Annotated in this window: 16 protein-coding genes; 6 read left to right on the top strand and 10 right to left on the bottom strand. The window is 47.8% G+C overall.

All coding sequences use genetic code 11. The features are described 5' to 3' along the window. Positions 1-272: transposase (locus Q362_RS22870; RefSeq protein ID WP_028318868.1), on the bottom strand; the 272-nt coding region annotated here is incomplete at its 3' end. Positions 273-310: 38 nt separating this feature from the next. On the opposite strand from Q362_RS22870, the gene Q362_RS23615 reads away from it, so the two are divergent. The 6 genes from Q362_RS23615 to Q362_RS22850 all read left to right on the top strand — a co-directional run bounded on the left by Q362_RS23615 (position 311) and on the right by Q362_RS22850 (position 4,796). Beyond that, positions 311-667, top strand: coding sequence for a hypothetical protein (locus Q362_RS23615; protein ID WP_157470069.1), 357 nt, complete (start codon positions 311-313; stop codon positions 665-667). Positions 668-748: 81 nt separating this feature from the next. Further along, positions 749-979 (top strand): helix-turn-helix domain-containing protein, encoded by a 231-nt coding sequence (locus Q362_RS24860; protein ID WP_084312638.1) that lies wholly within the window; start codon positions 749-751, stop codon positions 977-979. After that, positions 972-2,468 carry a YfjI family protein gene (locus Q362_RS22860; RefSeq protein WP_084312636.1) on the top strand — a complete coding sequence of 499 codons (1,497 nt, stop codon included), beginning with the start codon at positions 972-974 and terminating at the stop codon, positions 2,466-2,468. The genes Q362_RS24860 and Q362_RS22860 overlap by 8 nt, the downstream gene beginning before the upstream one ends. 193 nt (positions 2,469-2,661) lie before the next feature. Continuing rightward, complete coding sequence (locus Q362_RS0111840; RefSeq protein WP_169737418.1) at positions 2,662-3,045, top strand: plasmid mobilization protein; 384 nt, start codon at positions 2,662-2,664, stop codon at positions 3,043-3,045. Beyond that, positions 3,017-4,534 carry a relaxase/mobilization nuclease domain-containing protein gene (locus Q362_RS22855; RefSeq protein ID WP_084312634.1) on the top strand — a complete coding sequence of 506 codons (1,518 nt, stop codon included), beginning with the start codon at positions 3,017-3,019 and terminating at the stop codon, positions 4,532-4,534. The genes Q362_RS0111840 and Q362_RS22855 overlap by 29 nt, the downstream gene beginning before the upstream one ends. A gap of 19 nt (positions 4,535-4,553) precedes the next feature. Further along, positions 4,554-4,796 carry a hypothetical protein gene (locus Q362_RS22850; RefSeq protein WP_084312632.1) on the top strand — a complete coding sequence of 81 codons (243 nt, stop codon included), beginning with the start codon at positions 4,554-4,556 and terminating at the stop codon, positions 4,794-4,796. Positions 4,797-4,914: 118 nt separating this feature from the next. On the opposite strand, the gene Q362_RS0111810 is transcribed toward Q362_RS22850, so the two are convergent. The 9 genes from Q362_RS0111810 to Q362_RS23600 all read right to left on the bottom strand — a co-directional run bounded on the left by Q362_RS0111810 (position 4,915) and on the right by Q362_RS23600 (position 19,273). Next, complete coding sequence (locus tag Q362_RS0111810; protein WP_028318862.1) at positions 4,915-6,780, bottom strand: ATP-dependent nuclease; 1,866 nt, start codon at positions 6,778-6,780, stop codon at positions 4,915-4,917. A gap of 9 nt (positions 6,781-6,789) precedes the next feature. Beyond that, on the bottom strand, positions 6,790-8,469 hold the full coding sequence (locus Q362_RS0111805; RefSeq protein WP_028318861.1) for a restriction endonuclease subunit S: 1,680 nt from the start codon (positions 8,467-8,469) through the stop codon (positions 6,790-6,792). After that, on the bottom strand, positions 8,462-9,889 hold the full coding sequence (locus Q362_RS20385; protein WP_035216537.1) for an AlbA family DNA-binding domain-containing protein: 1,428 nt from the start codon (positions 9,887-9,889) through the stop codon (positions 8,462-8,464). Before Q362_RS20385 ends, Q362_RS0111805 begins: the two co-directional genes overlap by 8 nt. Then, complete coding sequence (locus Q362_RS0111795; RefSeq protein WP_028318860.1) at positions 9,886-11,352, bottom strand: type I restriction-modification system subunit M; 1,467 nt, start codon at positions 11,350-11,352, stop codon at positions 9,886-9,888. The genes Q362_RS20385 and Q362_RS0111795 overlap by 4 nt, the downstream gene beginning before the upstream one ends. A 25-nt stretch (positions 11,353-11,377) precedes the next feature. After that, on the bottom strand, positions 11,378-13,762 hold the full coding sequence (gene hsdR, locus Q362_RS0111790) for an EcoAI/FtnUII family type I restriction enzme subunit R (RefSeq protein WP_028318859.1): 2,385 nt from the start codon (positions 13,760-13,762) through the stop codon (positions 11,378-11,380). Positions 13,763-13,843: 81 nt separating this feature from the next. Then, positions 13,844-14,044, bottom strand: coding sequence for a hypothetical protein (locus Q362_RS23610; protein WP_157470067.1), 201 nt, complete (start codon positions 14,042-14,044; stop codon positions 13,844-13,846). A 559-nt stretch (positions 14,045-14,603) separates the two neighbouring features. Then, positions 14,604-17,801 (bottom strand): hypothetical protein, encoded by a 3,198-nt coding sequence (locus tag Q362_RS0111785; protein ID WP_028318858.1) that lies wholly within the window; start codon positions 17,799-17,801, stop codon positions 14,604-14,606. 196 nt (positions 17,802-17,997) lie between these two features. Next, positions 17,998-18,711, bottom strand: coding sequence for a hypothetical protein (locus tag Q362_RS23605; protein WP_157470065.1), 714 nt, complete (start codon positions 18,709-18,711; stop codon positions 17,998-18,000). 55 nt (positions 18,712-18,766) lie between these two features. Continuing rightward, positions 18,767-19,273, bottom strand: a complete 507-nt coding sequence (locus tag Q362_RS23600) for a hypothetical protein (RefSeq protein ID WP_157470063.1) — start codon at positions 19,271-19,273, stop codon at positions 18,767-18,769. Positions 19,274-19,312: the final 39 nt, after the last annotated feature.

The following is a 19,312-nucleotide window of genomic DNA, read 5'->3' as shown; positions in this document are numbered from 1 at the left end:
ACTCCCGCCTTGGCCCACTGCTGAAATTTCCGATGAACCATAGCAGAACTGACGCCTTCAAATTTCTCACGCGGCAAGGCGTTCCAGATGATTCCTGTCCTCAGGACGTACACTATTGCGGAGAAAAAGAGTCGGTTCGAATACTTCGGCTTTCGGCCTCCGCCTGGCTTACGAGTATATTCTTTTCCGGCTTCTCGCAGATCTGTGGGGATCAACGGTTCAACGATCGCCCAGAATGCATCCGAAATTTCCCAGGTTTTGATGCGTGCCATTTCTCCCCCCGTTGCTTGGTTTCAACGGATATTAGCTGGTGGCAGGAAAATTGCGAGCAATTTATTTGTGGATAATCACTTATACAGAAGATAATTTATCGTCAAACATTTGGCAAAAATATAAAAGCGTTTCACATCTATGGGCAACATTACCACGTTTTTTTTACAAGGAGAACTTCGCAACCAGATCAAATGTATTTGTTAATATAGCTGAATTAACTTCAATTGATCCACGCGTTCAAGCCGAAGGAATTCAAGGTTTTTTAGCAATATCCAAAAAAATATTAACACTTGCCTCAAATTTTATCCCCCATAGAGCCCAGAAGCCCATTCTAGACATTGATGAGGCCATAAACCTTGACAACCCATTAAATTTAATAAAAACAAATAATTAACTAGAATATATCAACATATTTAGCTCGTTTTTTAAATTTCTGTTTTCCTCTGTTCAACTAAATTTAACAGAGGAGAACAGCATGGAATTTCTGTCAAGTAAACGGAGGCTCAATACCCGCGAAGCAGCTCAATACCTCGGCATTAGACCTGGCACCATGGAAGTTTGGCGTAGCCTCGGCAGGGGCCCGCGTTTTTGTAAAATTGGCGCTAGAGTCGTATACAATATCACTGATCTGGATGAGTACGCCCAATCCTGTGTCGTAGAGACCATCGATACAGTAAATACGTTGAAAGGAGGTTCCCATGCCTGATCCTCCTAATCAATTCACGCCTCCAATTCCCATCGATGATCTCTCACCTCCCCCCATCCCCCCAAATATTCCACCGGGGATAATAAGTGAATATTCAGCCGCTGTGGCTGAAGCCATACAAGTTCCTTATGAACTGGCGTTGATTAACGTTTTGGGTACGATTGCGGCCCCAGCGCAAAGAAAGGTTAGAATATCCCCCTATGAGGGTTATTCGGAACCTGTCAATATTTACGCTCTAGCTATTTTGCCGCCAGGTGAACGAAAGAGTGCGGTTAAAGATATTTGCCGAAGGCCTCTCATCGATTGGGAGGAAGAACAACAAAAGATTGTTGCAAAAGATTTGGCCTTATCGCAGGCAGAATATCAAGTACTGGAAGAAGCGCAACGAGCCCTGGTTATGTCTTCACGCAAGTGCAAAACTGCCGAAGAACGACGTGAAATAGCTTGCAAAATAGCTGAACTAAAAAAGGAAACACCGAACTTCGAAACATCCCCGCGGTTTCTTGCTGACGACACAACACCCGAAGCGCTTGCAGCGCTTATGGCAGAAAACAACCAACGCATTGCAATGATAGAGGCTGAAGGAGGCTTCTTCGACACATTGGCCGGTCGATATTCAAGCGGAGTTCCCAATCTTGATGTAGTACTCAAGGCGTGGAACGGTGAATCAGTCCGAATTGATCGACGCCATTCTAGCCCAATCATTCTGAATGATCCTGCTCTCACCTTAATCCTGTCTGCACAACCCGATGTACTGAGAGGATTAGCACAAAATTCGTCATTCAAAGGACGAGGGCTCATTGGAAGATTGCTCTTTTTGGTGCCCAATAGCATGGTCGGCTCCCGGACATTTCGCACCAACCCCATCCCAAACGATCTCCAACAGACATATTTCAAAACCATTCGCCAGATAATCGCACTACCCTGGCGAAAAGACAACCAGGATCAACAGCTACCCTACGAATTGCAGCTGGGCGAGAAAGCGTTGAGCGCCTGGCTCAATTTCGCGGAAAAAACTGAACAAGCTCTTGCCGAAGGGGGTAGTTTGTCCAGCATCCGTGATTGGGGCGGCAAGCTGCCCGGACAGGCTCTACGGCTTGCTGCTCTCTGCCATGTCACACTTCATGAAGAACCGCAAAACCATTTGCTTTCCGAAACGACATTGCAAGCAGCGGTACAACTTGCTCGCCTGATTACCGAGCACACCAGGGTCGCGTTAAATCTCATGGGCACAGATGATGCTATGGAGTGCGCCAAGGCCATTTTGAAATGGATCACTCGAGAGCGTGTCGAGTCATTTACAACCCGCGCCTGCCTGGAAAAAGTAAAAGGCCGCTGGCCAAAGATGGCACTCGTTCAACCAGGCTTGCAGATACTTGAGGAACGAGGCTACATCGTTGAACCGGTTCATGCTGAAGTAAAAAAACCACGAGGAAGGCCAGCTCGAATCTACATCGTGAATCCTTTTTCCTTTGGAGTACAACAGTGAAACACTCCAAGAGAGCCTCACTCGCAATATTCGCATAATTCGCAAAAACATTAGCCAATAAGCACACCGCACCTTTTTTTTGCGAATATTGCGAATATTGCGCACTAGCTCTGAGTTAACGTTTTACCCCTCGTTATGCTCATAAGGCCAGCCTACCCGTTGTACCCACAGGGTCGACGGGGCTGGCGAGGGGTTGCACCCCTTCGAACCCTGCAAAACTCCAAATAAAGAAAAAATGCCTCGACAACTCTTTATTAAAATCCGGGTCACACCGGATGAAAAAAATCAATTTGAAACCTTGGCTTTAGATGCAGGAATTTCACTTTCCGAACTTATCCGTAAACGGCTCGGCCAATTCCGCATCAGGCCCAAGGAGGTGGAACGAGAACGAATTAGGCAGCTTGCCAAATTCGGGAACAACTTGAATCAAATTGCTCGCTGGGCCAACGTTTATAAACATGAATTGGATGCCATAAGGGTTATCGCTGAGCTCGAATCATTGCGGCGCGAGGTGGTGGCCTACACTGCCGAAACGGAGAGGAATCATCGTGATAATCAAAGCATTTCCTCACGGTAAAGGTGGTGGGCATGGGCCAGTCAATTATGTCACTTCTGATCATTATCAAGGCAGAGATGAACTGCCTCCCACGGTTTTACGAGGTGATCCGGAAATTACAAAAAATCTGATCGATGATGTGGGGAAACAAGGACGAGCCTGGAAGTTCAGCGCTGGGGTTTTGTCATGGCATCCCGATGACGAGGTGAGTCTCAGGCAAGAACAGGATGTGATGGACGCTTTTGAACAAGTAGCGTTCGCCGGGTTGGAGGCCGACGCTTACAACATCCTCTGGGTTCGCCATGAACATGCCAACCACCACGAATTGCACTTTGTGATCCCGCGCATGGAATTGAATACCGGCAAGGCGTTCAACGCCCTTCCCCCCGGCTGGCAGAAGGAGTTTGACGTTTTACGCGATCTCTTCAATGAACGTGAACAATGGGCTCGGCCAGATGATCCCGCTCGAGCCCGGACACGGCAACCTGGAAATACAGGTTTGATCAATGCCCGGCGCAAACGCGTTGGGCTGCCCGAAAAGGAAGATCCCAGAGAAGCGGTTCATGCCTATGTAGAGGAACGAATTGCCCAAGGCTTCATTCAAAACCGTGTTGATGTGCTGCAATCCTTACAAGAGATAGGATTGGAAATCAATCGATCCGGCAAAAATTACATCACGTTTATCTTACCGGAAAACGGCAAGAAATATCGTTTAAAAGGAGGTGTTTATGACGAATCTTGGAGCATTGAACAAACGGCTGCAATCCAAAATGGAACAGGACAGGAAAGAACTGGAACGTCAATCACAGCTCGAATTAGAGACCTTGAGCAAGAACTTGAACGCATTATCACAAAACGCTCTGCATACAATCGAACACGATATGCAACTGAAAAGCCAAGAGATCTCAGTAAAATGCGGCGAGATCCTCAACGAGATCGAACACAAATTGCTGGTCTTGGACAAAAGCCTCGCAAAAGCATGGTATCGCAACTTTCTGATCGGGATCGGGATCGTGGCTGGATTGGTTCTGGGAACAATGGGGATATCCCTATTGCTCAGCAACCACTTGCTCAACCTGCAATCAGAGCTCACAGCACTCAACGAAGACAAAACGAGAGCAGAACAAAGCCTCGTCATGCTTCAACGAAAGACCTGGGGCATCTCCTTCATGGAAAACCAACAGGGCAAATTCTTGGTACTCAACACCTCAAAAACCTTAACTCCAGGCTGGGTTGTGGGCAATCAACAAGCCTGGAAAGTGGAGTGAGCCATGACAGAACTCGAACACCATCTCATCGTCAGTCTGGAAAAACTGGAAATAGGCCTGATAGACAAGCTGGATGCGACAACATCCGTGATATTGGCCCTGGAAAATCGCATAGCAGACTTAGAGCAGCATGCGCCCTTATTGGCGCAGCTTTGCAACGAGTTGGACAACACCTTGCAACGATTGAACGCCAACATCCCAGCAAAACGCGAGAATCAAAATCAACAGACTTGTCACGATAAAACTCGAAAGGAGAACATTATGCAGAATGAGGACAAAAAGGACGACTCATGGGAACGGTTTAATCTCGGTTTGAAATTGGGATTAAAAAATTGTGAACTTTACCCCAAGCGTACAACATTTTTGGCTGAATTGAGCACTGCAATGCGCTCGGCATCTGGAAATGGTCGGATTGAATGGGATGTCATGGAACAGATTGATGAAAAATTGATCGAGTGTATGAAGGCCTTGGGTGATCCGGTATTCACCTCTCCTTTGACTTGATCTCAGACGAGGAATAGACAGGCCGGTTAAAAATTTTAACATTTTTAGCCGGTTACTGTGTTTAGAAAAATCATTCCACAACGCTGCAAATTTCTTATTCAGGGAGAGGCAGCTCCGCCTATTCGCAGGGACATTTCGACTTGATGAATTCGAACATGGGGCGAAAAACTTCGAAAGAATCAGCGTGGATTGTTGGCACAACATCTTGAGCAAAGGTTACTTTCTGACCATCGCTGACAAATTTTATAAAGCCATCTGTGCGATCGGTATCAACAACAAAGTATTGCTCTAAACCTGGTACGCCATGAAACAACAACTCGATGGTCAGTAGCGACCTGCTTCCGTAATTGCCGCCGTTATGTGGGTTGATAACCTGATTGCGAATTTCCCCGTTGATGGGCACGGGTAAAAGCATCGCGTAACTTTCATGAGCATTGTGCTTTTTCACCAAACACTGGCATGGATCGGTGTGCACATTTTGGCCGAGCTGGTTCCAGTCGTTGTATGCCTCATCAAAATCAAAAACAGAGAAAAAGGTTCTACCTGGATGATTTTGGTAAAGCGCATTGTCTTTAATCAGGTTGCGAAGGAAGCCGCAACTAAACGCATTCTGAATTTCAAAATTGCGCTCTTCAGTCGGGTACAGCTTTGACCACGCAGTTTCAAGAATCATTTCATCGGTGATTCCTTCGGTAAACAGGACGGCCCCGGTAGTATTCTTGAGAACATGATGAATGTTTAAACGAGCTTCACTCTCTGAAAACGAAATCAACCCCGCAGAGAGCGATTTAATAACGTCGGCTTTCCTGACCTTCTTTGAAACGACATTCGAACCGTCAAACTCAAACAGGTTGATGACGCTCTCATTGGCATTTGTGATTGTCGATGCGCTATGGCTACTCATCAGTACATGGTTGTTTTTGGCGGTGGTATCGGTGATCTCGAAGACCTGTTTGAGAAAGTCGAATTGCCATTCCGGGTGGAGAAAGGAATCGGGCTCGTCGAGCAAGGTGATGCAGTTACGATCCTTGAACAGCTCGACGATGGAGTAGATGTACACCGACTGGAATTGGCCGTCACTGAAGTGGGCGATGGTGGCATCCACGCCGCCGGTCAGTTGCAAGGGGATGGTGATTTCGGCCAGCATCCCCAGCGTCTTTAGGTTGTCGAACTGGCGAAACAATTCCTGGGGGCTGAGGTCGGAAAATTCCTGCCGGATTTTGGCGAGATCGAAATAGAGGATATAGCGGTCATCAGAAGCAAAATAACCTTCGGAACGCACCGGGCCGCCGGTGGCGGTGTTGATGCAGCCATGGAGCCGGTCGAGAAAGGTTTTGGTGATTCCCTCCGGCTGCCAGTAGCGGTCGGTTTCATCATTGAATTCGATGTCAAAACGGGAAGCGGCGGCGTAGGCGGGGCGTTCCAGCACCACCTTCGCTTCTGAGGCCACGGTTTCAATGCCGAGCTTCTGGCAGATGAACTGCCGCGCCTTGCAGGTGTCGGGCTGCATCAGCAGCACGGCCATCAGCAGCTCTTTGTAGTCCGGACCGATGCCGATGAAATAGCGGGCCTCGTCAAAATCGGCACGTTTGATGCGTCTGCGGAAGGCATCTTCATACTGCTCGACCAGCTTTGCCACGGTGTCATTGTGGCCGGAGTAGTAGATCAGCACATTATCCGGCAGCGGCGTCTTACCGATGGTTTTTCTCTCTTTGCCGTCTATGATCAGCGTTCCTGAGTTCCAGCCGATCTCAGTGGCCTTGCCGTTGATCTCGAAGCCGATGCGGTAATTGAAATCGCAGGCGGCCTTGTCACGATCGAACTCGACGAGATGGCGGAAGATCTCGATGAGCGCCTCGAACAGATTGGACTTGCCGGTGCCGTTCTTGCCGACAAAGACATCGATAAAGCTGCCGCCGTCGAAGCTCAGGGAAAAATCCCGAAGGTTCTTGTACTGGCCGATATAGAGCGATATCAGGCGCATGGTATTCCCCTATACCTGAGCCATTATGGCATCCAGCAGCTCGGTCTGTTTGCTGGTGGCGGCGTCGATCTGCTGGTCGAGCGTGTCGCACAGGGCCATCAATTGGTCGATGCGGGCGACGATGCGGTGTTGTTCGGGGAGTGGGGGTAGAGCAATAAGCATACGTCTGAGCCCCATCAATGGGACGGTTTTCTGGGCGATTCCTGTCGCTATGGTCGTTGCATAATTGAGTGCATATGCGGACCTGAGAAGATAGCAAATATATTGAAATGGAGTGTGTTTCAGCGATTTTAAAATAGCCACGTGCCGTTGAACACAGAACCGCTCTTCCCCTATAATCTGAATGGGAATTCCATAAGAACCCGTAACTGTGTACAGAATGTCATTTTTTGCTGGTTTTCTACCCCAATCAAGTGCTTCGTAATAATCTTGTGGTACGTATCGACAACCATCAAAACTAATTTTCCCTGAATTCAGATTGCCTATTACAAGAAACGGGATTCCGCAGTCCGACTTTGGTGGTGCCTGATGATCACCGTCAGTCACAAATCCAAAAACATCTTGCAGATATACCCACTCCCACCCCAGCGGCAGTTCGTACGGCATTTCCTCCGGCTTGATGGGTGGCAGGGGCTTGGGTGTTTTGATCTTACCTGCCTTCACCAGCCGCTGTTTTTCGGCATCGATCTCTTTCAAGAGTTCTTTGGCGGGGGGGTCGTTGGGGCTTTGGGGGACGAGGCGGCCCATGACGGCGAGTTGGAGGATGGCCTTGCACAGTTCGGCGACGTTCTCCTTGACGGCGTAGAGTTCGCCGAAGTGCTGTTCAATGAAGCCCCAGGCAGAGCCGTCCTTTGCTTCGAGCAGTTGTTTGACAGCGGCGGCGTGAACGGCCAGCCGCTTCTCCTCCCGCTCCTTGCGCAACTTTTCCAGCGCATCGCACCGCGCCATCAACTCGTCGATACGGGAAACGATGCGGTGTTGTTCGGGGAGCGGGGGAAGTGGATGAAGGCTCGTTACAGCGTCATCAGTGCCAAGTCTTGGCATTTTGACGCCATACATTAATGAGTTAACATAGGCTAAAAATGCCGGTCGCTTTAGCAGCCACCTGAGAAATTCAGAATGTATACCATTGAACGGCACGATGGGCACAATCTCAGTCGTGCAAACTCCATCAACGTCTGCGACCACAACTTTGTCGAGATACGGTCGTAGTTTGCCATAAAGCACATCACCTTTCTGAAAGGTGGATTTCGTAGATTTTGACTGGCGCTCTAAAAACTTTACTCGGAACAGTATACGAGACGTTCCCTTTTCAATGTCTTCGAGATCAAGCAACCATGTATTAGGCGCTATCTCATCACCCGAGATATTTTTTCGACCGTTGTATTCAGTTATTTCCCCCAACCGCACCCACTCCCACCCCCGCGGCAGTTCGTAGGGTATTTCCTCCGGCTTAATCGGCGGCAACGGCTTAGGTATTTTGATTTTACCTGATTTCACCAGGCGCTCTTTTTCGGCTTCGATCTCTTGCAGCAGTGCACTGGCGGGCGGGTCGTTCGGGTCTTGCTTTACCAGCTTACCCTGCATGGCCAGGGTCAGAATCAGCTCGCGCAACTTCTTGATACCGTCGGGTGCAGCAAAGGCGGTATCGAAGTGCTGCTCCAGCAGGTCGGCGGTTTGCTTATGCATCGCCACCCTCCTGGTGTAACCGCGCTCGTCCGCTCTCGGTGAGACGGTATTGCTGCAGGCGGCTGCTGGGTTTTCCGGGGAGAGTGTATTCAATCTGCTGCTGTGCGAGCAATTCCTGCAACGTTCGCTTCAATGCCCCTGTCTTGGACTGCAGCCCCAGCTTCTCCGCCAACCCCTTAGCGGAAGCTTCCCCTTCCCGCGCCAATGCCAAGAGCACCTGCAGCGACTGGGCCTTTGACTGGGCCCTTGACTGGGCCTCCGACTGGGCCCCATCAGGGGCCTCGACGTGCCCCGCGACTTGTCCGGTATCTTGGGTTTTGAAGCGAAAGATAGCGGTGAAAAAATCGTTGTAGCGCAGTTCCAGTTCGGTACCGCCATGTTCGGCGACCGCCTGACGAATCCGCATGATGCCGGTACCGACTTTTTCGATATAGTCAATACGGTGCAGCAAGGAAGCGATGCGGGGATTCCGGGCCACGCTTTTGGTCCCGAATTCTTCCGGAGAAAGGCCGCTGGGCAGACCGCCGGGGTTGGAGATCACTACCCGGTCGGCAAAGACATCGATCTGCACATTGGCGCGCTGGTCAAAATAGTCACGGTGACAAACGGCATTGACAATGGCTTCCCGTAGAGCGACCTCAGGGTAATCGGGGATTTCCTCGTGCTGTAAATGTTCAATCTTCAGGCGCACCTTGGTATGCCGTTTCACAAAGAGCAGAGCATTATCGATGTTGGCCACGATATTGCCGGTAAAGTCCTTTTTGTCGAGGATGTCGACCTTCTCACTGCCCCGATAAAGCACACAGACGACCCTGGCATGGTTGAGCAGAAAATCGATATCTTTGGCAAAAAAAAGGACGCCCACATTGGTGAACCGGTTATCGGCCGTCAGGCAATCGAGGTTGCGCAGCAGGGTCTCTCGGTCGATGCTTAGGCTGATGCCTGCCAGTTTCAGAAAGCGGGTAAAGGCCTCCGAGTCAAAATCGTCGGGATATATGGCCTTGGCATGCCGGAGTTCATCAAAGCGGATGCGGCCTTCCTTCTGGAAAAATTCAATGATCTGATTGCGGGTGAGCTTTTGCGAATTGGCGCCCATGCGCATGAAGAACCCCTTGGAACAGCCATAGGGCTTTTCCGTCCCCTCGGGAATATTGACGACGAGGACATCGCCAATCGCTTCGATTTCACAGTGAAGCCGGGGCTCGATCTGGCTCAGCGTGTCCTGCACGCGCGAACGCATGACATTGCCGGTGTCGACCCCTTGAATAACGCCGTTATCGGCGACTCCAAGGAAAATCCTGCCACCACCTGAATTGGCAAAGGCGCAAGCTTCTTCGACAAACGATTTGTCGAGGCTTTGCTTGAACTCGGTGTGATACCCTTCGCCCGCCTGCAGCAGAGGGTTCAAGTCTTCGGTCATGCCTTGCCCCCAAGGCAGGCCATCAGTTCGGCCTTGAGCGCCTGCTGCGCCGCTGCCAATTGCTTGACGATCTGCTGGTACTCGGCCATCAGTTCTTCCGGGTCGCGGTGGTTGACCTCCTCCTCGTGCGGGTTTTTGCAATCGAGGTTGTAATTGCGCTCGATAAGCTTCTGCGCCGAGACCTTCCAGGCTTGCTCGGTAGTCTTGCGCCCTTTCCGTTCGGCTCCACCCCACCAGGCTTTTTCGAGATCGAATTCGGTAATGGTCAGGGGCTTGGATCGGGAGTAGGACTTGTACCCTTCAGGATAGGGGTGTTCGAAAAACCAGACATTTTTGGTCGGCCCGCCTTTCTCAAAAAAGAGGATATTGGTGGCAATACTGGTGTAGGGGCTGAACACGCCTTTGGGCAAGCGCACGATGGTATGGAGGTTGAAGTCTTCCAACAGTTCACGCTTGAGAGTGGTCTTGACACCTTCACCAAAAAGAAAGCCGTCCGGCAGCACCACGGCAGCCTTGCCGGTGGCTGGCTTCAAGAGATGCATGATCAGCGCCATGAAGAGGTCGGCGGTCTCGCGTGTCTGGTACTTGCGCGGGAAATTGTTTTCGATGCCGTCCTCTTCCATACCACCAAACGGGGGATTGGTGATGACCATATCCACTCGGTCGCGAGGGCCGTAGTCTTTGAGCGGTCGGCTCAAGGTGTTGTCATGGATGATGTTGCTGGGCACATCGATGCCGTGCAGCATCATATTGGTCATGGCGAGCATGTGCGGCAACGGCTTCTTTTCCACACCAAGGGTGGATTCCTGCAGTTGTTTTCGGTCGTCGTTGTTCTTCACCTGGTTTTTCAGATGCTCGATGGTACAGGTAAGAAAACCACCGGTGCCGCAGGCCGGGTCGAGAATAATCTGGCCGAGCTGCGGATCGAGCATGTCGACCATAAACTGGGTAACGGCGCGTGGGGTATAGTATTCGCCGGCGTTCCCGGCAGATTGCAGATCGGCAAGGATCTTTTCATAGATTTCATTGAAGAGGTGCCGGTCGTTCGAGGAGTTGTAGTCCACATCCTCTTCGATGGTGTTGATCACCTGGCGCAGTAGGGTGCCGGACTTCATGTAGTTGTAGGCATCCTCAAAGACTGAGCCGACCACCTTGCCGTGCAGGGAGACACCGGCAGTATTTGCCAGTTTCTTGAGTGCCGGGAAAAGATCGTTATTGACGAAGTCGATCAATTCCTCACCGGTCATACCTTCTGAATTTTTGGCCCAGCTCGACCAGCGAAAGCGATTTTGCAGCGGCGATTTATAACCGGGCACGGTTTGCTGCCATTCCTGTTCTTTATCATCGAAAATTTTCAGGAAGATCAGCCAGATCATTTGGCTGATGCGCTGGGCATCACCATCGACACCGACATCCTTGCGCATGATGTCTTGAATGGCTTTGATAAGAGTGTTCAATGACACTGTCTTTAACTCCTTTTCTTGTTCATCAGGCGCTATACAGCGCCTGTTCCAATTCGTTCACAGCCTGTTGGTATTGCTGCAATCCACCAAAACCGCGAATAATTTCTATTGGGGTGCCGAAGTTGGTGAAAGGGGTGATGGTGAGGATTTGTGTTTCTTCAATATGGGTGACACCTTCATCGGCGTATTTATCAAGCAAAGCCTCCAGCACACGGCGGGTCTGTTCCCCATATTTCGTGAAGTAATTACATTTTTTTACCTGCTCAGCTCGTTCTTTTCGACTCAGAGGCGGCATATCCCAAGCAACATGGCAGATCAGATCAAACGGGTCAAATTCTTTGCCGGACTTTTGCCCAATCTCATCGGCCAAAGCATCGAAGAAAACCCCTTGCTCTGACAGCTCATCAATTATGGCTTGTTTTTTCTCGGCGCTACCCCAGCGGCAAAGAAAATCATCGAGGGAAGTGTATTCCTTCGTCAGTGCCTTGCGGGTGTACTCTTTCAGGGATTCGGTAATCAGTTTGCCATTTGCATCGAAATATTGAACCCGCTCGGCGGCGACCTTTACTTCGACGTTGGATACGACATAACGGCGGACGGTATTTTCTCCTTCTTCTGGGTCGGGTTCGGCAACGCCCGTCCACTCCACGCTATCTTCGAACTCTAGATAGGGCATGCCATCCCCACCTTCCTGAATGATTGAGAGATCCGGAGGCACCGGTGGATCATCTCCCGTAGGTTCATAGATTTGCACTGGATCACCGTCAAAATCTGGATCGGCGAAAAGCTCAGTGGCTTTCTTGAAGTCGATGATGGTGAAATAGTATTTGCCGTAATCTTCGTTGATGCGAGTGCCACGTCCGATTATTTGCTTGAACTCAGTCATAGATTGGATGCGCTGGTCGAGCACGATCAGTTTGCAGGTCTGAGCATCAACACCGGTGGTCATGAGTTTGGAGGTGGTGGCAATGACGGGATATGGGCTCTCGGGAAAGATAAAATTATCGAGCTCGATCTTGCCCTCCTCGTTGTCGCCAGTGATGCGTATGACGTATTTGCTATTTTGCGCCACCAGGTCGCCATTTTCATTGACCAAGGCCTGGCGCATGCGTTCGGCGTGGTCAATATTTTCGCAAAAAACGATTGTCTTATCGAATCTGTTGGTCTGCTTGAGAAATTCACTGATCTTTTTTGCCACCAACAGGGTTCGGGGTTCAATGACCAGAGACTTGTCGAAATCTTTCTGGTTATAGATTCGATCCTCGATTTCGTTGCCAAATTTATCAACCATCCCCTGATCGGGTCGCCAGCCGCTGAGATCCCTGTCAAAGTCAATGCGTACAACCTTATATGGGGCCAAGAAACCATCGTCGATTCCCTGCCGAAGGCTGTAGGTATAGATTGGGTCTCCAAAGTAGTCGATATTGGAGACCTCTTTGGTTTCTTTTGGAGTGGCAGTGAGACCAATCTGTGTTGCGGAAGAAAAATATTCAAGGATCTCGCGCCAGGCGGAATCGGCAGCAGCACTGCCTCGATGGCATTCATCAATGACAATGAGATCAAAAAAGTTTGGACTGAACTGTTTATAAATATTTTTCTCTTCTTCGTTTCCGGTCACAGCCTGGTAGAGCGAGAGATAAATTTCGTAGGATTTGTTGGCCTGGCGCCTCTGGATCTTCGTCATGGCCGAGCCGAATGGCTTGAAATCGTTGGTCATGGTCTGGTCGACCAGAATGTTGCGGTCGGCAAGAAAGAGGATACGTTTTTTGGTTTTTGACTTCCAAAGCCGCCAGATAATCTGGAAAGCGGTGAAAGTTTTGCCCGTACCAGTCGCCATGACCAGTAAGATTCGGTTCTGGCCAAGAGCAATGGCTTCGATGGTTTTGTTGATGGCAAGCCATTGGTAATACCGAGGACTTTTGTTACTGCCGTCGCTGTAATAATCCTGGGTGACCAGTTTGTTTTGCTGGTTGTTGAGACCTTGATGATTTGCCCACCATTGCCACAATGTTTCCGCAGATGGAAATTCTTGGAGAGAGATCTCACTTTCGAGGATGCCGTCCGGGGCAATCTTGTTGTGAAAAAGGAAAGCATCGCCGTTGGAACTGAACACAAACGGAACTTGCAACATTTCTGCATACCCCAAAGCCTGCTGCATGCCATCACCAATGCTGTGATTATTGTCCTTGGCCTCGATGACAGCAACAGGGATATTAGGCTTAAAAAACAGGACGTAGTCGGCACGCTTGTGCTTAGCTCGGGTATGCAGTTTGCCGCGAACAATGATACGGCCCTTGGTAAGTGGATATTCCTCCCTTATCTGAGTTTCGACATCCCAACCGGCCTGTTGTAGAGCAGGAGTAATATATTTGGTGCAGATATCACGCTCGGTAAATTGCTTTTTATCCATTAGCGAGTTGTTGTTTGGGATCTTCTCTCAGATTGTTTAAATGAGAAGCAGTTTATTATTCCAATCCTTCGTTTTAAGTTATTACAAGCCCTTTCCATCTATCCTTGATTCATGCACTTGGTGGACTGGAGCAAGCCGATATTCTTTAACAAACTTGCCCATGGTAGTAATCATTTCACGTGGTGCTGTAGTTCCTTCTTTAGATTGCAGCTCTTTTAATATGTTTAGAAGATCTGGGACGTTATATCCTTCATATTTTTCCGGCAAATTTTTAGCTTTCATCCTTTACTCCTCATCCCTTTTAATTCTTATCTATTTAAAAATAGGTAAAAGTCACAATAACCTGCAGGCATGCTGACTCATGACAAAAAAATACCCGATTTATTAATGAAAGTTGTGCAATTTCATGGAATCACACTTAAATATCAGGCAAGTTTCTCCAAAAAAAATTGACTAAGAACTATTAAAACGCCGGAGCTCCAGGGACAGTATTTACAGCCATCTAGTATATCTTACCATCGGCAACCTGAGATATTTTTTGCGATGGTCAAGTTAAGACTCTTCCTTATATCCTTGGATCGGAAAGTTTCTTATTATCAATCATGGTCTACAGGAGATATCGTAACTATCGGAATAGAACATTCGCAGTATTATGATGGCTATTAAGAGAAAACTGAAAATAAAGAGATTAGTCGTGGCAGCCACAACTTCCTCGTATTCGCACACTCGGCAGAACATTGGCCCAAGCATCAAGATTCCCCCGGCTACCCGATTATACGTGAGTGCACCATCGCTATGTCCAAATTCGGCCAAAAGCGGACATAGAATGCCCTTTAAAACTCTAGGAAAAACAGCGAATTCGAAGTGCCATTGATTCAAGGTCATGTTCTCCAACATTTGCTGCTAGTTTAACAGTAAGATTGTGCTTCAATATTGCGAGATCAAAGACCAATTCGGGGGTTCCTGAATCACCTAATAAGGCGGGCAATATGTAGAATGCTCCAAAGTGACGGTATGATTTTAGAAATCTTTCTAAATTAGTACCATTGTCTGGCGTCATAGTTAGAGACCTACTGGCCATTGTCATCACTTGATGTGATTTGAAGCTGCTCGTTTCGGGCAATTTGGAGGTTATCAGAACACAATAGTGATGTTCGTTTTGTTCCGGCAATCGCTGAATGATGGATAAAGAAATTTCTTCATTTTTATCCTGTGTGCCGAACCGTTCCAACCAGCGATCAAAAATTTTTCTGCCACCTTCCTCATTTTCAAAAAGAAACGCCATACATGGTGGTTGGGAAGGGCTGAATTGAGCATAAGCTGTTCCTCTCCACTGTGCTTGATCCCAAGCATGAATATCAATGACAGATCTAACGCTAAATGCCCGGTGATCTTTCGGCATCGGCGGCCTGTCACTTTGAGATTCTGTTTTATCATCTTCTTCTGTAAGTGGAACAAGGTTTAGAGTCGGGCGTTCGCTACGTAATTCGTAGGATTTTTGTATTGTATCTTGCCAGTCTGCTATTCGGGAAATGCTGCGCGTCGCTACCCTGTGGTAACTGGTAGAAGCAAGCGTCACCATCGTCATCCTGTGCTGTACCGCCTCATCGGCAAAAAGCCTTTTCAGAAATTCCTCTGCGTCTTCAATGATGCAACATGTAGCGAGGACATAGCCTGATACTTCCGCCCAGAATTTATGAATCTCGTTTTGATTTTCAAAGCTACTGGGAGAAAGATCAATGGGCCAGGTGATAGTGCCGGTTATATCCATGGCGCTCATCTCAAAAGATGGCTCGGATGCTTTAGCGCTTTCCACCACATTAACCCGTAATTTTTCTGTATGAGGAACAATGCGCTGTTCAATCGCGGTGGCAAAGAAGGCCTCCAAAGAACCCAAAACAGCTTCCGCAATAAGGACGGATTGAGTGCTGCCTTCAATATGGATTTCAACGGTCATACCCAGAATCGTTGTGTTTAAAGTCTGCGGCTCTTCGGTGTTCAGGGCAAGAGAGGCGCGCAGATTTTGTGCAACAGGCTGGCTTGCGAGCATTGAAAAAATGCGGTTTGCATCTTCATCGGATTCATCCTCAGGTAAGCTGCCGTCGGCCCGTAAAACATCGGCATGGCCGAGAGTATAAAGAAGCGCAGACCGCGCCATAAATAATCCGAGAGTATCAAGGATATCCGGCAGTTTCTCCAGATTACGAAGATCGGGTTCAGCCAAATTCAGAAACAGGCTGCCCAGCGCCATATCTAATTCCCGAATATCTTCGCTGACCTTTTCTTTCGAATCGTCTGTCAATGGAAGAGTGGCCAGAGCGCCGTTTAATAATTGAATCGCAAAGAGGAAATCGGGAATATGACACAATTCCAGCGCTATCCACGCCCAGATTTTCATCGTTGGAACAAAGCTAACTGGCAATTCACTGTCTTCTTCGCCTTCCATAACAAGGGATGCGGCAAGGAAGGCACAGCTTGCCCGCGCTGCCCACAACAGACCAGCACTCCGATAGGCAAGCATCAACAGTTGAAGGGCTTCGATGAGATGGTCCGTGTACTCCTTTTTTGTCAGCCCTATAGCGGCTTTTCCAAGCAGGCGGATCATTTCAAAGTTATCATCAAAATCCAGCTTCTGTGCCCGTTTAAGGAGTATCAGAGCGCCTTCGGCTTCACTTTTTCGTTTGGAAACAAATTCTGCCGTTTTTTCTACCAGATCGTTGTAAGCGGGAACATTTCCTGCCACATTTCCGGCGACCTCCACCATTTGCACCAACCGGTCAGCTTTATACTCACCAAGCCCGCTTGCTTTTTCCAAGGTTGCGGAAAAATCGCTCCAGACGCTGGCCAATTCCTCGTGCTTATTATCAAGCATAACTTGGTTCATCCGGATAATAAGGAGAGAGGTTTGCGCTTCAAGTGCGTTATTGGGACGATCTATATCTGTTGCTATCTTTTTTAACGCGTCCTTGAGCCTACCTGTGCGCTCCTCCAGCCTGCATTCATCGCGGGACATATGGTCATGAATAACGGAATTTACGAAGAGTTGAAGCAGATTGCTTAAAAATTCCAGATTCAAAGCATGATCGGATTTAAGCGCCAGCGTTTCAAAGGTTTCATATGAATCCTTTAAAAACTGAAAATCATCAAACCACCAGAATGCCGTCCAAATATGTTCGTATTTGGCTTCCAGCTTTTGCCGGTAAGTACCGTCTGCCTCTGCCAGTCGGATAGCTCGGAGAAATCTTCCGTCTGTTTCGTGGCGTGGACGTTCCATGTTCCGGGAGAGCTTTGCCGCCAAGAGGGCTTCTGTAACCCGCTGTTGTTCCATGCCTGAAAAGGCATCAGGGTCATCAATGGACTGTTCAATTTTTGTCAGTTGCTGTGTCCGTGAATAGTCCGTTGGCCCCAGTCTTAGCGGATCATCTTTGGCTTCACCGACTTTCAGGTAATTATAGGCAATGTCTTTACGGTCATTTTCTATGATTTCTTTTACGATCCATGATCGGTCGTGAATCGTAACCGAGATGCCGTATTCTTTTGAAAGAGTATCTTCCATATTTGCACGGTCTTTGTCTTTGGCAAACCGGCTCGTAACGAAGAATATCTTTTTGTAGTCTCTGTCAGTCTCAACGATTTTCTTTACGTCGTCTTTTACCTTGGTTTTCCAATTCTCTTTTGCGCTGAATGCGAAAGCCCATCTTTCCTGTGCGGCTTTTGGTTCACCGATGTAAAATAACGCGGCGATTTCCTCAGCAACAGGATAAGTTTCTGTATCTACTTTGCTGTCGCCGCCACCATCCGGCCCCGTATGCGCGCGCAAGTTTGGACAAACCGTCCGTTCGCAGAGTTTCCGACAAAAGATTTCGAAGTCATGTGTTTGATTGCGGGAAGTAATGGAATTTAGATGGTATTCTAAGGTAGGAGCGTCCAGAAGATAGGCTATCCGATCTTCTGTATCTGAATAATATTCAGGCCGGAGAGTTCTCATAAATTGAGAGGGTGAGATTTTCTCCGTGCGAATTTCATTTTCTTCTATCATCACTATCTATCTTACATATCCTAAAATGTCCGCTTTGGGTCATAAGCGGACTTATTATTTCCACTCTATAACGTGCTGCTCAGGGGCCTGCGGATTTTACAGCTACAAACGTCGATAAATCTTTGAGCATGATAACAAGGTGAACTTCGAAAAACCGCGAGCTTACGCAGGTCCCTTGCAGCAGATTATTATATTATTATTTTTCGTCTTCATAAACGATGAACATTTCTTTGTTATTACTCGATATTTCCGATATTTTATCCTGAATGGCAATGCTAATTTTTTGAATCAATTTACGTACATTTTTAATTTCACTCGCAGTCATCCGCAACTGAGGATGCGCTTCAATTGCCGTTGGAATTCCATTGTGTATTATAGGCCTTACCTTTTTTAAATCTAAATCTGTGTGTGCATAAATTCTATTTCTTAAGCTCAGAAGCTGCTCATGTAGTGATTTTTCATCTACGGTTAAATCCTTTAGCAACTTGCTTGGAAAATTTGAAAATCCTCGACCAGGCGAAAACGGACGACTATAAGAAATGATCATCGCGGTCATATAAGCCATTTGGTGCCAATACTCTTTCCAATGGATTTCCCAAGACTCATGATGCATTTGTTGTGAGCAAAGATGGTCTGCATAGAATGCAGATTGGCTTAAGTCAATCTGGGAAAGATGTAAAACTTGATAGGTTAATAATAGATTATCATTCTTTTTCGACATATCGGCTAGAAATATAACGTGCTGCTCACCGGGCCCGCGCTGTTTGCGGGTCCGGTGTAGCAGGTTGTTGGCCCAATTATTCTTCTTTTTTATTGGTACCGCTGTTAGTATTGTCAGATTGCTTTGGTGGCTTAACTTCAGGAATTGGTGTGGTTGTGTTTGTGATGGGTAAACCTCTACCCTCTTCACTCATAGGTTCAGGTCTACTCCAATCTAAGCCTCTGTCTCTTTCTTCTGCCATTTCTCAAATCCCTTTGTGGTAGTTTTTAGTAAGATATAGATCTGCATCTTCTTCTGCTCTTTTCAAAAGTTTTTTATTTTTCGGCAGCACAATGTTTTTTAAACATTTTCTTTCCGCCATCAAGGCGTCATTTCGAAGCTTGATGCACTGTTCATGAATCTCTTTCTCTGTTAACTCACCCTCAGCTACAGCAAACCATCCTTTCTCACATTCTAATGAAATTTCCTGGATTCTGTCATTGAGATCAGCAACCGCCTTTAAACGAAGCTTAAAGGGAAGAAATGGTTTTACTGCAGTAATTATCTGTGAAAGTGCGATAATTACTGCCCAAACTATTTGGTGTTTTTGCCAAATAGCCCAAGCTGCGATACTTGAAGACGAAGTTATTGCCAGAAATATATTAATAGCTTTATCCCACCATTCGCAATGTGATGCATAATTATGTAAATATAAAACATGGGTCTTAAATTCCTTTAGCGAATTCCAATATCTTAATTGATATACACTCATGCTTTCCTTTCTTTTTGATGGCCAACAGTATGAATAGGC

It is taken from the genome of Desulfobulbus elongatus DSM 2908 (genome assembly GCF_000621145.1).
Lineage (GTDB): Bacteria > Desulfobacterota > Desulfobulbia > Desulfobulbales > Desulfobulbaceae > Desulfobulbus > Desulfobulbus elongatus.
The sequence above is the reverse complement of the archived record's forward strand: the minus strand, read 5'-3'. Positions and strand labels throughout refer to the sequence as shown.

What these genes read in the sequence shown, in the direction of transcription:
- Q362_RS24860 (WP_084312638.1), top strand. Translation starts at nt 749, where the DNA reads ATGGAATTTCTGTCAAGTAAACGGAGGCTCAATACCCGCGAAGCAGCT.
- Q362_RS22860 (WP_084312636.1), top strand. Translation starts at nt 972, where the DNA reads ATGCCTGATCCTCCTAATCAATTCACGCCTCCAATTCCCATCGATGAT.
- Q362_RS22850 (WP_084312632.1), top strand. Translation starts at nt 4,554, where the DNA reads ATGCAGAATGAGGACAAAAAGGACGACTCATGGGAACGGTTTAATCTC.
- Q362_RS0111810 (WP_028318862.1), bottom strand. Translation starts at nt 6,780, where the DNA reads ATGCGCCTGATATCGCTCTATATCGGCCAGTACAAGAACCTTCGGGAT.
- Q362_RS0111805 (WP_028318861.1), bottom strand. Translation starts at nt 8,469, where the DNA reads ATGCATAAGCAAACCGCCGACCTGCTGGAGCAGCACTTCGATACCGCC.
- Q362_RS20385 (WP_035216537.1), bottom strand. Translation starts at nt 9,889, where the DNA reads ATGACCGAAGACTTGAACCCTCTGCTGCAGGCGGGCGAAGGGTATCAC.
- hsdR (WP_028318859.1), bottom strand. Translation starts at nt 13,762, where the DNA reads ATGGATAAAAAGCAATTTACCGAGCGTGATATCTGCACCAAATATATT.
- Q362_RS23610 (WP_157470067.1), bottom strand. Translation starts at nt 14,044, where the DNA reads ATGAAAGCTAAAAATTTGCCGGAAAAATATGAAGGATATAACGTCCCA.
- Q362_RS0111785 (WP_028318858.1), bottom strand. Translation starts at nt 17,801, where the DNA reads ATGATAGAAGAAAATGAAATTCGCACGGAGAAAATCTCACCCTCTCAA.
- Q362_RS23600 (WP_157470063.1), bottom strand. Translation starts at nt 19,273, where the DNA reads ATGAGTGTATATCAATTAAGATATTGGAATTCGCTAAAGGAATTTAAG.